This is a genomic window from Gordonia sp. 11cp (genome assembly GCF_057767225.1).
Genome location: NZ_CM173437.1, coordinates 1052345 through 1065173 on the forward strand (window position 1 = coordinate 1052345; position 12829 = coordinate 1065173).

General features: G+C 68.1%; 12 protein-coding genes and 1 tRNA gene. 7 read left to right on the forward strand and 6 right to left on the reverse strand.

Going from position 1 to position 12829, the window contains the following annotated elements; genetic code table 11:
• Window positions 1-21 precede the first annotated feature (21 nt).
• On the forward strand, window positions 22-1149 hold the full coding sequence (locus AC3B6C_RS04515) for a PDR/VanB family oxidoreductase (RefSeq protein WP_488375135.1): 1128 nt from the start codon (window positions 22-24) through the stop codon (window positions 1147-1149).
• Here the strand turns inward: AC3B6C_RS04515 and AC3B6C_RS04520 are convergent.
• Window positions 1111-2703, reverse strand: a complete 1593-nt coding sequence (locus tag AC3B6C_RS04520) for a DHA2 family efflux MFS transporter permease subunit (protein ID WP_488375136.1) — start codon at window positions 2701-2703, stop codon at window positions 1111-1113. The two genes, AC3B6C_RS04515 and AC3B6C_RS04520, sit on opposite strands and share 39 nt — an antisense overlap.
• 133 nt (window positions 2704-2836) lie before the next feature.
• Between AC3B6C_RS04520 and AC3B6C_RS04525 the strand changes: the two genes are divergently transcribed.
• Window positions 2837-3427, forward strand: a complete 591-nt coding sequence (locus AC3B6C_RS04525; protein WP_488375137.1) for a TetR/AcrR family transcriptional regulator — start codon at window positions 2837-2839, stop codon at window positions 3425-3427.
• Between the two features lie 39 nt (window positions 3428-3466).
• Here AC3B6C_RS04525 and AC3B6C_RS04530 read toward each other — a convergent pair whose 3' ends face one another.
• The 3 genes from AC3B6C_RS04530 to dcd all read right to left on the reverse strand — a co-directional run bounded on the left by AC3B6C_RS04530 (window position 3467) and on the right by dcd (window position 7004).
• Window positions 3467-4816 (reverse strand): hypothetical protein, encoded by a 1350-nt coding sequence (locus AC3B6C_RS04530; RefSeq protein ID WP_488375138.1) that lies wholly within the window; start codon window positions 4814-4816, stop codon window positions 3467-3469.
• 93 nt (window positions 4817-4909) lie between these two features.
• Window positions 4910-6346 carry a UDP-glucose dehydrogenase family protein gene (locus AC3B6C_RS04535; RefSeq protein WP_488375140.1) on the reverse strand — a complete coding sequence of 479 codons (1437 nt, stop codon included), beginning with the start codon at window positions 6344-6346 and terminating at the stop codon, window positions 4910-4912.
• A gap of 88 nt (window positions 6347-6434) precedes the next feature.
• The gene (gene dcd / locus AC3B6C_RS04540) at window positions 6435-7004 is read right to left on the reverse strand and encodes a dCTP deaminase (protein ID WP_055476200.1); all 570 of its coding nucleotides are present in this window, start codon (window positions 7002-7004) and stop codon (window positions 6435-6437) included.
• A gap of 198 nt (window positions 7005-7202) precedes the next feature.
• Between dcd and AC3B6C_RS04545 the strand changes: the two genes are divergently transcribed.
• From AC3B6C_RS04545 to AC3B6C_RS04555, 3 genes are all read left to right on the forward strand, one after another.
• Window positions 7203-7276: transfer RNA gene (locus AC3B6C_RS04545), tRNA-Gly, on the forward strand.
• Window positions 7277-7392: 116 nt separating this feature from the next.
• A complete protein-coding gene (locus AC3B6C_RS04550) occupies window positions 7393-8493 on the forward strand; it encodes a beta-mannosidase (protein WP_488375141.1) in 1101 nt (366 codons plus the stop codon).
• A 65-nt stretch (window positions 8494-8558) separates the two neighbouring features.
• Window positions 8559-10067: an amino acid permease gene (locus AC3B6C_RS04555; protein WP_044507293.1), complete on the forward strand. Its 1509-nt coding sequence runs from the start codon at window positions 8559-8561 to the stop codon at window positions 10065-10067.
• A gap of 65 nt (window positions 10068-10132) precedes the next feature.
• On the opposite strand, the gene AC3B6C_RS04560 is transcribed toward AC3B6C_RS04555, so the two are convergent.
• Window positions 10133-10603 carry an SRPBCC domain-containing protein gene (locus AC3B6C_RS04560; RefSeq protein WP_488375142.1) on the reverse strand — a complete coding sequence of 157 codons (471 nt, stop codon included), beginning with the start codon at window positions 10601-10603 and terminating at the stop codon, window positions 10133-10135.
• 169 nt (window positions 10604-10772) lie between these two features.
• Between AC3B6C_RS04560 and AC3B6C_RS04565 the strand changes: the two genes are divergently transcribed.
• Both AC3B6C_RS04565 and AC3B6C_RS04570 read left to right on the forward strand, forming a co-directional pair.
• Window positions 10773-11189 carry a TIGR03668 family PPOX class F420-dependent oxidoreductase gene (locus AC3B6C_RS04565; protein ID WP_488375143.1) on the forward strand — a complete coding sequence of 139 codons (417 nt, stop codon included), beginning with the start codon at window positions 10773-10775 and terminating at the stop codon, window positions 11187-11189.
• Window positions 11190-11316: 127 nt separating this feature from the next.
• A complete protein-coding gene (locus tag AC3B6C_RS04570; protein ID WP_488375144.1) occupies window positions 11317-12018 on the forward strand; it encodes an NADPH-dependent F420 reductase in 702 nt (233 codons plus the stop codon).
• Between the two features lie 37 nt (window positions 12019-12055).
• Here the strand turns inward: AC3B6C_RS04570 and AC3B6C_RS04575 are convergent, their stop codons facing one another.
• Window positions 12056-12823: a LysR family substrate-binding domain-containing protein gene (locus AC3B6C_RS04575; protein WP_488375145.1), complete on the reverse strand. Its 768-nt coding sequence runs from the start codon at window positions 12821-12823 to the stop codon at window positions 12056-12058.
• Window positions 12824-12829: the final 6 nt, after the last annotated feature.

Genomic DNA, 12829 nt, shown 5'->3' on the forward strand with positions numbered 1-12829 from the left:
CGACCACCACCCAGAAACGTCATGAACCAACGCGCACACCCACATTCGACGACGCTCACGGCGCCCCCGCCGCACCTGCACGGCCGGTGGCGGCACGACCCGGTCATCACGCTCGGCACGATGGTGTTCCGGGCGTGGTGGCCGATGTGGCGGCCCGTGTCACCCCTGCAGCCCGGCCCGCCCAACAACGGCATCACGCAGGTGCGGGTCGTCGACCGGGAGGTCGTCGCGCAGGACGAGAACGTCATCGCCCTCACTGTCGTGGCGGCCGAGGGCGGGCGCCTGCCGGCGTGGCATGCCGGCGCCCACATCGATGTGCTGCTCCCGTCGGGCCGCATGCGTGAGTACTCGCTGTGCGGCGACACGGCCGACCGGGAGCACTACCGGATCGCCGTCCGCCGCATCCCCGACGGGGGTGGCGGGTCCATCGAGGTCCACGACACGCTCTCCGTCGGTGACGTCATCTCGATCAAGGGTCCGCGGAACGCGTTTCCGCTCGCCGTCCCCGGTCACGGCTCGCCGGCACGCAGGCTCCGGTTCATCGCCGCCGGTATCGGGATCACCCCGATCCTGCCGATGCTGGCCACCGCCGAACGATTCGGTCTGGACTGGTCGATGATCTACACCGGCCGCAGCGCCGACTCCATCCCTTTCCTCGACGAGGTCGCCCGGTTCGGGGATCGGATCACCATCCGAACCGACGACGAAGACGGCCTGCCCACCATGGACGAGCTGGTGGGTCCCGTCGACGACGGTCGCGCCGACCTCGCCGTCTACTGCTGCGGGCCCGTTCCGATGCTCGAGGGACTGCGTCGACATCTCGCCGACCGCCCCGACATCGAACTGCACTACGAGCGCTTCAGCCCGCCACCGGTGGAGAACGGGACCGAGTTCACGGTGACCTTGGCCTCGACCGGCCAGAAGATCCCGGTCGCCGCAGACGAATCCGCGCTCGCCGCGATCCGCCGGGTGGTGCCGTCGGTGCCGTACTCGTGCCGGCAGGGGTTCTGCGGTACCTGCAAGGTCAGGACGTTGTCCGGCGAGATCGACCACCGCGACAACATCCTGACCGAGCCCGAGCGGGAGGCCGGAACCATGCTCACCTGCGTCTCACGCAGTCCCGGCGGGAACCTCACCCTCGATCTCTGAGCCCTCGACCTCCTTCGCCTCCACCGACGGAACCACCTGCGGCCCGGTCCCGCTGCCGCGCAACAGGAATGCCGCCGCGACACCGGCGATCGCGGTCACGGCGACGGCAGCCCAGACCGCGTTGTGCAACCCGTTCATGAAGACCTCCTGAACCGCGACCCGCACCGCGTCTCCCAGCGCACCAGGCAACTGATCCGCCACCTCGACCCCGGCCATCACCGACTGCTTCGCGGCGTCGACCGCTTCGGTCGGTACCCCGTTGCCCGACAACCGTTCTCCGACACCGGCGACATAGGCGGACGTCAGGATAGAGCCGAGCACGGCCACTCCCAGCGTCCCGCCGAGCTCGCGCGTGGTGTCGTTGACCGCGCTACCCGCACCGGCCTGCTCCGGGCGCAGGGCGTCCATGATGAGCTGCGTGCACGGACCGGAGATGAACGCCAGACCCGCCGCCATCAGTGCCATCGACCAGACGATGAGTTCCCAGTAACCGGAGGCGCGCGAGGCGATCTCGACGAGCGCGAACCCGCCGGACATCAGGAATGCGCCGATCACCGACACGATTCTGGGCCCGAAACGGTGCGAGAGCGCCATCGCGACCGGGGAGAGCGCCGCCATCACGATCGCGAACGGAAGGGTCCGAATCCCGGCGGCCAGCGGGCCGTATCCCTTCACCGCCTGGAAGAACTGGGTGATCAGGAAGATGAAGCCGAACAGCGCGAAGAAGGCCACGCTGATCATGCCGGCAGCGGTCGCGAAGCGCCGGTTGGCGAAGAGCCGCACGTCGAAGATGGGATGTGCGATCCGCAGCTGCGTCGCGACGAAGATCGCCAGGATCATCAGTGCGGCAACGACGCCGAGAATGGTCCGCACCTCGGTCCAGCCGACATGGGGCGCCTCGATGAGAGTGAAGGTGAGCAAGCCCAGACCGGCGACCGAGAGGACGACCCCGATGGCGTCGAACCGCGGCACCGCCAGCGGGCGGGTACCGGGGACGACGGCCAGGACCAACACCAGGGCCAGGACACCGAACGGGATGTTCACCCAGAAGACCGATGTCCACGAGAAGTGTTCGAGCAGCCAGCCACCGAGAACCGGGCCGATGGCCACCGCCACCCCGGACACCGCCGCCCAGATCCCCACCGCCATCGCCCGTTCCCGGGCGTCGACGAAGATGGTCGTGATGATCGCCAGCGTGGCCGGGAAGACCAGCGCGGCAAAGACTCCGAGACCGGCGCGGCTGGCGATGAGCTGACCGATGTCCTGCGACGACGCCGCCACGACCGACACGATCATGAACCCCGCGATGCCGGTGAGGAGCATCCGGCGATGCCCGAAGCGGTCACCGAGGTAGCCGCCGGTCAGCAGCAGGCCCGCGAAGACGAGGGTGTAGGCGTCGACGATCCACTGCAGGCCCGAGATCCCCGCGCCGAGGTCGCGAGCGAGTGTCGGGAGGGCCACGTTGACGATCGTGTTGTCGATCATGACGAGTAGTTCGGCGAAGCTGAGGGCGCCGAGCGCCCACCAACGGGTGTGTGTGCGTTCTGTTGGCATCGGATTCTCCTGATCAGTGGGGCCGCTCGAGACGCATGTGCTGACAGCCGGACAGAGAGTCGGTAGAACATCGTTCCAGTGTTGTAGAACAGTGTTCTATTCAAGAAGAACACTGTTCTAGTAGGTTGTCAATATGTCCCCCGCGAAGCCCCGCACCCGCACCTCGGCCGCCGAGGTGCGTTCCGCCCTGCTCCGAGCCGGCCGCACGATCCTCGAGCGCGACGGCGAGGCCGGCCTGACGGTCCGTGCCGTCGCGGCCGAGGCGCAGGTGGCCCCGATGGGGGTCTACAACCACTTCGACGGTCGCGACGGCCTACTGGATGCGCTGGTCACGGACGGTTATGCAGAGTTCGGAGACGCGATCGCAGCGACCGACGACGATCCGGTGACACGTCTACGCAACGCCGGGCTGGCATACCGGAGGTTCGCGCTCGCCAATCCGGTGATCTACCGTCTGATGTTCTCGGCGCAGTGCGCACCCGAGATCGAGGTCGCCGCACACGCATTCGCAGTCCTCGTCGACATCATCCGGTATGGCCAGGTCGCCGGGGTGGTCATGTCCGCCGACCCGCGCGACCTGGGCATGCAGACGTGGTCCGCCGTCCACGGCGCGGTCAGCCTGGAACTCGCCCGCGCCTATCAACCCGACGTCGATGCGTCGGCCTACTACGACAACGTCCTCGACTTCGTCGCGCGCGCGCTCGCACCGCGGCCCGGTAGCTGACGAGCCGGGGCCTCTCCCACAGGTGTCGACGACGCCGGCTCAGGGCAGAACGATCGGCGGCAGACCGGGGATCGGGTTCGGGATCGTCACCCCGCGTTGCGGACGGGGGGTTCGCGGTCGTGGGCGCGGCCGCGTCGCGGACTCGACCGAGGCCGACGTCTCCGGCGGAGGCGGCGGCGTGTATCGACGCGCGGGTTGCCGGGCCTCGGCAAGGATTGCGGGGTCGGCGAATTCGGGTTCGGGTGAGGAGATCGTGCGCTGGGGAAGCGGCGCGGCGACGGCCGGAGACGGTTCGTCGTGCGTGACGGCCAAGGCGGTGGCCACCGCCACGACGGCCACCGCGCACAGCACCCCGATCACGGCGAGAACGCGTGTGCCTCGTCGACGTCGACCGCCGGTGAGTGGGGACCCGGCGAGTGCCGAATCGGCCGTCGGGTGCTGCTCGGGGCCCACCCCGGCGTGGGGCACATTCCCATCGGGAGCCGGGCGGTCGGCGGGAGGTGGGTCCGGAAGACGTTGTCCGGCACCGTGAGAAGAGGACGGATCGTGGGGCGTGGCGCCCGACGGGGCCAGCGCCCCGAACGCCGTCGCGATCGTCGGCGCCGGCGTCGGCGGTGGCGTCGGCGGTGACTGGTTGACGGCCTCGAAGATCGGGGTGGGTTCCGGTGCGGTCGCCTCCCGGCGTTCCGTCGTGGGGTCGTCGGGAACAGATCGGTCGGGGACCACTCCGGCCTCTGGCTCGTCGGGCTCGGCAGCGTGCCCGCCGATCATCGCGGGCCGGGTCGCGTTCCCCGAGGGCTCGACGTCGACGACGGGAACGGGAACTGCTCGCGCGACGGCGTCCCGGAGGCCCGGCCAGGCGCTGACGCGGTCGGTGATGACGACCGCGGGGGCAGCGACACCGGACACGGCCGCGCGGGCGAGGTCCTCGGCGCGGGCGGTGAGCGGCGCGCCTGCTTCGGCGATGTCGCGACGTGCCATCCGGAACAACCGGATGTGGTCGCGGCCCATCAGGAACGTGCCGTCGGACTCGCGGAGTCGTTCGCGGCCGCGCCGCACGAGGTCGAGGACCTCCTCGTGCCACTCGCGCGAGGTCGGCGCCGCCACGCGCCCCACGCGCACGAGATGGTCGGCGGTCACCTGATCGAGGGCGTCGAGGGTGAGGCCGGAATCGGTATAGGGATCGGCGATGGTCCCGCGGGCGGGGTCCATGCGCCCCACCGTGACACCCGCGCGCGGATCGAGATCGAACAGAACGACCTCGGCTGTCTCAGGGATTCCGCGGCCGGCGAGCTGGGCGCGCACGGCGTCGACCACGGCAGCACTGACCGTGACCTCTGCCTGCGCAGACGTCGGCGTCACGGCCGGATCGGCCACCGTGTCGGTCATGTGATTGATTCCTGCACCTCACGTGCACCTCGCCCCAGGCCCCCCGGCGAGAACGTGCCCCTTGGACAGTCGCGAATCTCAACCTAGCACGACTCAGCGGACCGAGGCCCCCGGCGCGAGTCCGCTCACCTGCTCGGACGGGTTGTTTCGCGGTGCGGGGCGCGTGGGTGCCGGACCGCCCAGCGCACGGTAATCCCACCCTGCGTCGCGCCACATCTGCGGGTCGAGGCAGCGACGGCCGTCGACGATGCGTCTGGCGCGGACGACGCCCTCGAGCTCCTCGGGCGTGATGTGGACGAACTCCGCCCATTCCGTGGCGATGACGACGACGTCGGCACGGTCGCAGGCATCGTGCGCCGAGGTGGCGTAGTCGAGGCTCGGGTGGACGCGTCGCGAGTTGTCCATGGCCTTCGGGTCGAAGACGGTGACCGACGCGCCTTCGAGTGCCAGCCTGCTGGCCACCGTCAGTGCGGGCGAGTCGCGGACGTCGTCGCTCTCCGGCTTGAACGCGGCGCCCAGCACGGCGATGTTGCGGCCGAGGACCTCACCACCGAGGGCCTCGAAGACGAGTTCCACTGCCGCACCGCGGCGACGCATGTTGATGGCGTCGACCTCTCGCAGGAATCCGACGGCCCGCGGTGCACCCATGTCCTCGGCGCGGGCGGTCAGTGCGCGGATGTCCTTGGGCAGGCATCCCCCACCGAAACCGAGCCCGGCGTTGAGGAACTTGCGTCCGATGCGCGGGTCGTGCCCGATGGCGTCGGCGAGGGTGTTGATGTCCGCCCCGGCGATCTCGCACAGTTCGCTGATCGCGTTGATGAACGAGATCTTGGTGGCGAGAAAGGCGTTCGCCGAGACCTTGACGAGTTCGGCGGTGGCCCAATCGGTCTCGATGAGCGGGACGCCCGTCTCGAGGATCTCGCGGTAGATCTCGCGGACGACCTCACCGGCCGACGACCCGGCGCCGCGGTCGTGGACTGCGGTGTTCACGCCGTCGGGGTCGAGCGAGCCCGTGCCGAGGACGAGGCGATCCGGTTCGAGGGTGTCCTCGACGGCGAACCCCTCGCGCAGGAACTCCGGACTCCACGACAGTTCGACGTCGGCTCCGGAGTGCGACAGCACGGAGATCCGCTGCGCGAGTTCGGCGCAGGTGCCGACTGGGACGGTCGATTTGCCGATGATCAGGTGTGCGCCCCGCAGGGTCGGGACGAGCGCGTCGATCGCGGCGTACACGTGCGAGAGGTCGGCTCGGTGTCCACGGGGTTCCTGCGGTGTCCCGACGCCGAGGAAATGGACGGAGGCGTGGTCGGCGGCCGCGAGGTGGTCGGTCGTGAACCGGAGTCGTCCGGCGTCGATGTTGCGGCGCAGGATGTCGGACAGACCGGGTTCGAAGAACGGAACCTCCCCGGCCTGGAGCCGTTCGATCTTGGACGCGTCGACGTCGATACCGAGGACGTCGTGCCCGAGTTCGGCCATACAGGCCGCGTGGGTGGCACCGAGGTAGCCGCATCCGATCACCGTGAGCTTCATGACCGCAACGCTTACCCAGCCGGGACTGCCGGTAACCATCGACGCCGTGGCGGGTGGTGATCGGCAGGGTGAACTTCCGGCGGCGGGGTCAGTCCTTCTGGAAGTTCAGGTACGCCTTCGACGGGGTCGGTCCGCGTTGTCCCTGATACTTCGATCCGACCGACGCGCTGCCGTACGGTTCCGCCGCCGGACTGCTGAGGCGGATGAGGCAGAGCTGCCCGATCTTCATCCCGGGCCAGAGGGTGATCGGCAGGTTGGCCACGTTGGAGAGTTCGAGGGTGATGTGGCCGGAGAAGCCCGGGTCGATGAAGCCCGCCGTCGAATGGGTGAGGAGGCCGAGGCGGCCGAGTGAGGACTTTCCTTCGAGGCGGCCGGCGAGGTCGTCGGGCAGCGAACACACCTCGAGTGTGGAACCCAGCACGAACTCGCCCGGGTGCAGCACGAAGGGCTCACCGGCGGCCGGTTCGACCAGCGAGGTGAGTTCGTCTTGGCGCTGTGCGGGGTCGATGTGGGTGTAGCGGGTGTTGTTGAACACCCGGAACAGGCGGTCGAGCCGGACGTCGACGCTGGAGGGCTGGACGAGGGCAGGATCGAACGGATCGATGGCGAGGCGCCCGTCGGCGATCTCGGCGCGGATGTCGCGGTCGGAGAGCAGCACGGTGTCGAGGCTATCGAATGGTCAGGGAGGATCTGCGCCGGTGTCGGTTGGCGCCGCTTCTCCGGCGCACCGACCCATCGCCGGCCAGATGTAGCACTTCGTAGCGCCCAGCGCCACGATCCGCGACATCTGCGCGTCCCGGCGACCGGCCCGGCGGCGGGTTTGCTAGGCTGTCGGTCGCGAGTCCAGCACTCGCTCGCCGATGTAGTTCAATGGCAGAACATCAGCTTCCCAAGCTGAATACGCGGGTTCGATTCCCGTCATCGGCTCCACCATTTGCCGGATTGTCCACGCATTCTCCGCAGTCGAGACCTCAAGCCACGAGTACGGTACGGTCACGCGGTTCAGAAGACCGCGCCGGCGATCGAGATCCATACGGGACGCACATATGTATCTACACGTGGTGAGAAGACCGATCCTGGTGCTTGGCATCGTATTCCTCATGTGCTGGCTGCTTCCTCCGCCCGCACATGCGGCGCCCGATCGGGTGGATGCCACGCCGGCTGGACTGACGCTCGATGGACGCCAGTGGTGGCCATCCGGGTTCGACGCCTACCAGCTCGCCACCGACTGGTCGGTGAACGCCGGGTGCGGGGCGATGGTGGATCTGGACGACTATTTCTCTGCCCTACCCCCGCATTCGCTCACCCGCTTCAATCTGTTCGCTCGACTGGCTTTGAACAAGTACACACAGCAGTTGGATTTCAGGCCGATGGACGCCGTCTTCGACGCCGCGGCACGGCACGGTCAAATGGTCCTGCCGGTACTGGCCGCCGCCGATGGTGCCTGCGAGAGCGGAGATTTCAAGGAACGAGACTGGTACCGATCGGGCTGGCGAACAGCCGCCGGAGCGGGCGGACTCACGTTCGAGGAATGGGTGCAGACGGCGGTGGGACGCTGGAAGGGCAGCCCGGCACTGGCGGGATGGGAATTGGTGGGTGAACCCGAGCCGTCCGTCTGTGGCGATCAGACGTGCGCCTGGCAGCAGCGGTCGTGCCCGGCCGACGCCGAGCTGGTATTGCGGTCGTTCTTCGACACCGCCGGTGCTGTGCTCACCCGGCTGCACGGCGGTGCGGTGATCTGGTCCGGCTTCACCGGCGGTGGTCAGTGCGGCACCGCCGGGCCCGACTACCAGTACGTCGCCGGCTCCCCGTACGTGGATGTCCTGGACTATCACGACTACGGTGCGGATGGTGTCGCGCTCCCCGGGGATCAGTGGAACGGACTGGCCGAACGTCTTCGGCAGGCGCGCGCAGTCGGAAAACCTCTCGCGGTGAACGAGATCGGCCAGTTTGCCGGCTCGTGCGGTTCACGGTCCGGGCGCGTCGACGACTTCCGGACCAAGGTCGCCGGTCAGCGGGCGGCCGGGACGGCAACCGCACTGTTCTGGGCGTTCGTCCCGGACCCGCGGCACAGCATGTGCACCTACGACATCGGCCCCGATGACCCGGCGCACGACCTGGTCGCCGAACTGACCAGCCTCGACTGAGGCTCGGTACTCGGGCCGCGGTGCAACACTCGGCCGACGGGCCGACCGGCCGTTAGACTCTGCCGATGTCCAGTCCTCTGGGAATCACCCCCGACGAAACCCTGCGCAAGGGACTGCAGAGTCGTCACATCAGCATGCTCGCGCTCGGCGGCGCCATAGGAACCGGCTTGTTCGTCGCCTCCGGCGCCACCATCTCCGACGCGGGCCCGGGTGGCGCCATCGTGGCGTATCTGCTGATGGGCTGCATGGTCTTCTTCCTCATGCAGAGCCTCGGCGAGATGTCGGCATACATCCCGTGCAGCAACCCGTTCGAGGAATACGGCAAACGCTTCGTGAGCAAGTCCTTCGGTTTCGCGGCGGGGTGGAACTACTGGCTCAACTGGTCGGTCACCCTGGCCGCCGAGTTGGTGGCCGCCGGGCTGATCATGAAGTACTGGGCACCCGACGTGCCGTCGTGGATCTGGTCGGTCGTGTTCCTGGCGGGTCTGCTCGCGCTGAACCTGTTCGCGGTCAAGGCGTTCGGCGAGGCCGAGTTCTGGTTCGCGACGATCAAGGTGATCGCGGTGGTCGTCTTTCTCATCGTCGGCGTTCTGTTGATTCTCGGTGTCGTCGGCGACGGCCCGTCGCCGGGATTCAGCAACTGGACGATCGACGACGCTCCGTTCGTGGACTTCCCGCTCGGCATGCTGTCGGTCTTCCTCATCGCCGGCTTCGCATTCCAGGGCACGGAGATGATTGCGGTCGCCGCCGGCGAGGCGGTCGAACCGAAGACCGCGATTCCGCGCGCCGTGCGCACCGTTTTCGTGCGCATCCTGTTGTTCTACATCGGCACCCTGACCATCATCGCGTTCCTGATCCCGTACACCGATCCCAATCTGCTGAATGCGTCCGAGGAGAACATCGCCATCGCCCCGTTCACCCTCGTGTTCTCCGAGGCGGGGATCGCGGTGGCGGCATCGATCATGAACGCCGTGATCCTGATCGCGATTCTGTCGGCGGGCAACGCAAGCCTGTTCGCGGCAACCCGCGCGTTGTACGGCCTGTCGGTTCAGGGCAACGCGCCACGTGTGTTCGCCTGGGTCACGCGATCAGGTGTGCCACTCCTCGCCGTGGCCGCGACGACAGCCATCGGTGCCCTCTGCTTCCTGGCGAGTCGGGTGGGCGACGGTCGCGCTTACGTCTGGCTTGTCACCGCCTCATCGGTGGCCGGCTTCATCACCTGGATGGGTATCGCCTGGGCTCACTATCGGTTCCGACGGGCGTGGCACGCGCAAGGTCTGGACCTCGGCATACTCCCGTACAAGGCGTGGCTCTACCCGGCCGGCCCGATCATCGCGTTGCTCATGTGTGTTGCAGTGATCGCCGGGCAGAATCTCCCGGCGATCCGCGACGGATCCGCAGGGAATCTCGAACTGTGGCTCACCGCCTACGGCGCGCTGTTCGTGTTCCTCGCTCTGTGGTGGGGCCACAAGGTGATCACACGCAGTCCGACCGTGGACCTACTCACGGCCGATCTGTCACCCGCATCGGCCGCGTCGGCGCATCGAGACCCGGATCCGGACCTCGTCGGCTGACCGGCTCGTCGGGCGATCGCGGGGTGGGGCACCGGGTCTCGAACTCTGTGTGCTGACGTCGCCGATCAGCCGACGAGCTCGGCGATGTGGTTCAACGAGTTACGCAGATGGTCGTCGGCAAACGGCGGGAACTGGATGTACTCGCGGATGTGGGTGGGTACGGCCGACCAGTCGTAGGTCAAGGTGAGCTCGGTGGACGACTCCCCCACGGGCACCAGATCGTACCGCCATGTCCAGCCGCCGAACTCGAGCTCCCCCGAATCGTTGCGCTGCCCTGGTTGCCACGCTATCGCCGACAGCGGTTCGATCACCTCGACCCGGTTCTCCATCAGGTAGTCACCGTCCGGATGGTTCGGGTGGTACATGTTCATCCGGAAGACCTGACCCACCTCCCGCAGCGGTGTCGTGTCGACTGCGTCCCGAACCCAGCCGGTGCCGTCGATCGCCTGGTGGGTGCGGGGGTCAGCGAGCGTCGCGAACACCTCGTCGGGCGTGGCGGAGATCGTGAGGCTGACGGCAACGTTGTCGTGAGTCATGCTGCAGACCCTTTCTGGTCGGGTTCCCCGGAACGGGGGTGGACACAGAGGTGGACCCGAACCGGTGCCCGTGCTCATCGGTCACGTCGAGCCTCATCTCCCGGCAGGCGCGGCGTTCCGACCCTTCCGGCGCCCAGTTCGGCACGTGGGCGCATGTCATCCTCGTGAGATGGACCCGCCCCTGACTCGCGAACGTTTCGCCGCCGCCCGGTCGGTCAAGCTCGCCACCGTGTCAACCGACAACAAACCGCACCTGGTCCCCGTCGTATTCGCAATCGATGACGACGTCATCTACACGTGCGTGGATCACAAGCCCAAACGAACCACCGCACTACGTCGTCTCGCCAACATCGCGGACAATCCCGCGGTGTCGCTCTTGGCTGATCTGTACTCCGACAGCTGGGATGAACTCTGGTGGGTGCGGGTCGACGGCCGGGCACACGTCGTCGAGGCCGGTGAACCCGTCGGCAGTCACGGCATCGACGTGCTGGCCGCGAAGTACCCGCAGTATCGACTCCGACGGCCCGACGGACCGGTGATCGTCGTGGAGTCTCTGACGTGGCACGGTTGGTCGGCCACCTCGTAGGCACGCACATCGATGTCTGGGTCCAGCAGCAGCCGAGCACGGCGCGCCGGTCCCACGCACCCGACCGAGTCGCTCGTCACCCTTCGTCCCGCCCGGGAATGACGCGGCACACGCCCTCGTTGCGCGAATGGTCATCGACATCGTCCAACAAGAGGCAAGAGGTGCGGTTGTGAAGATCGGAATCATCGGTGCGGGATTCATCGGCGGGACGCTCACGCGTCGTCTGACGTCGCTCGGGCATGAGGTGCAGGTGGCGAACTCGCGCGACCCGGAGACGCTGGCCGAGCTGGCCTCCGAAACCGGGGCCACGGCGGTGTGGGCGGCCGACGCCGCTGCGGACGCGGACCTGGTGATCGTCAGCATCCCGCAGAAGAACACCCCCGATCTCGCGCCGGGCATCCTCGACTCCCGCAAGGCCGGCGCGCCGGTCATCGAGACGAACAACTACTACCCGCAGCAGCGCGACGGGAAGATCGAGGCGATCGAGAACGGCACACCCGAGAGCGTCTGGGTGTCGGAGCTGCTCGGCGTACCGGTGTACAAGGTGTTCAACGGCATCTTCTGGAAGCACCTGCTGAACAAGGGCGTACCCGCGGGCACCGAGGGACGCATCGCGCTGCCGATCGCCGGCGACGACGCGGCCGGCAAGGAGATCGTGTTCCGGGTCGTCGACGAACTCGGATTCGACCCGGTCGACGCCGGCCCGCTCGCCGAATCGTGGCGTCAGCAGCCGGGTACCCCGGTGTACGGCAAGGACTTCGGCGTCGAGGACACCCTCAAGGCGCTCGCCGAGGCATCACCGGAACGCACCGCGGAATGGCGCGCCTGACAGAGGCTCTCAGGGGGCGGCACGCCACTGCGTGAGGTCACCGACGCTTCGGACGTCCGGGCCCTCGACGCGCACTCTTGCCGGGGATCTTCCCGGCAGCCTCGCGTGCCGCCCTCTTCGCCGCCGCCTTCTCCCGGGCCGACCGCTTGGGCACCTCGTCGGTGCGTCCACGTGACGACGTCGCCTTGCGGCCGCGCACGATCCCGACGAACTCGTCCGCCGATTCCGTTGTCGGAGCGGGCCACAGGAGTCCGACGGCCGAAGTCGGGGCATCGGTCACCGGGCGGTAGACGAGATCCTTGCGATGATGCAGACGCGCCAGCGACTGCGGCACGAGCAACACGCCGACTCCGGCCGCGACGAGTTCGATTGCGTCACCGGTGGTCTCGGGCCGGTGCTCCACCGCCGCGCCAGGTCGTTCCGACACGGTCAACGGCTCGTCCAGCGGCCACAGGAACTGTTCGTCGGCGAGATCGGCCAGCGTCATCTCCTCACCCGCGGTCAGGACGTGGTCCTTCGGCACGACGACGACGGTGCTCTCCTCGTACAGTTCGATGGTGTGATGCTGCCGCGCATCGCCGTGCCGGAGCGCCTCGGGCAGCCGCGTGATCGCCATGTGCACGCGCCCCTCCCCGACCGCGTCGGCACAGTCCGCGACGTCGAGTGCGATGAGTTCCAGCGGCACATCGGGCCGTCGCTCCGCCCAGATCCGGACCCACTTGCTCGGCGTGACCCCCGGGACGTACGCCAGCCGGAAGACCGGGGCCTCGCCGGCTGTGTGAACGTCGGGTGTGGTCACGCACAAAGGCTA

What these genes read in the sequence shown, in the direction of transcription:
- AC3B6C_RS04515 (WP_488375135.1), top strand. Translation starts at nt 22, where the DNA reads ATGAACCAACGCGCACACCCACATTCGACGACGCTCACGGCGCCCCCG.
- AC3B6C_RS04520 (WP_488375136.1), bottom strand. Translation starts at nt 2,703, where the DNA reads ATGCCAACAGAACGCACACACACCCGTTGGTGGGCGCTCGGCGCCCTC.
- AC3B6C_RS04525 (WP_488375137.1), top strand. Translation starts at nt 2,837, where the DNA reads ATGTCCCCCGCGAAGCCCCGCACCCGCACCTCGGCCGCCGAGGTGCGT.
- AC3B6C_RS04530 (WP_488375138.1), bottom strand. Translation starts at nt 4,816, where the DNA reads ATGACCGACACGGTGGCCGATCCGGCCGTGACGCCGACGTCTGCGCAG.
- AC3B6C_RS04535 (WP_488375140.1), bottom strand. Translation starts at nt 6,346, where the DNA reads ATGAAGCTCACGGTGATCGGATGCGGCTACCTCGGTGCCACCCACGCG.
- AC3B6C_RS04550 (WP_488375141.1), top strand. Translation starts at nt 7,393, where the DNA reads ATGTATCTACACGTGGTGAGAAGACCGATCCTGGTGCTTGGCATCGTA.
- AC3B6C_RS04555 (WP_044507293.1), top strand. Translation starts at nt 8,559, where the DNA reads ATGTCCAGTCCTCTGGGAATCACCCCCGACGAAACCCTGCGCAAGGGA.
- AC3B6C_RS04560 (WP_488375142.1), bottom strand. Translation starts at nt 10,603, where the DNA reads ATGACTCACGACAACGTTGCCGTCAGCCTCACGATCTCCGCCACGCCC.
- AC3B6C_RS04565 (WP_488375143.1), top strand. Translation starts at nt 10,773, where the DNA reads ATGGACCCGCCCCTGACTCGCGAACGTTTCGCCGCCGCCCGGTCGGTC.
- AC3B6C_RS04570 (WP_488375144.1), top strand. Translation starts at nt 11,317, where the DNA reads ATGGTCATCGACATCGTCCAACAAGAGGCAAGAGGTGCGGTTGTGAAG.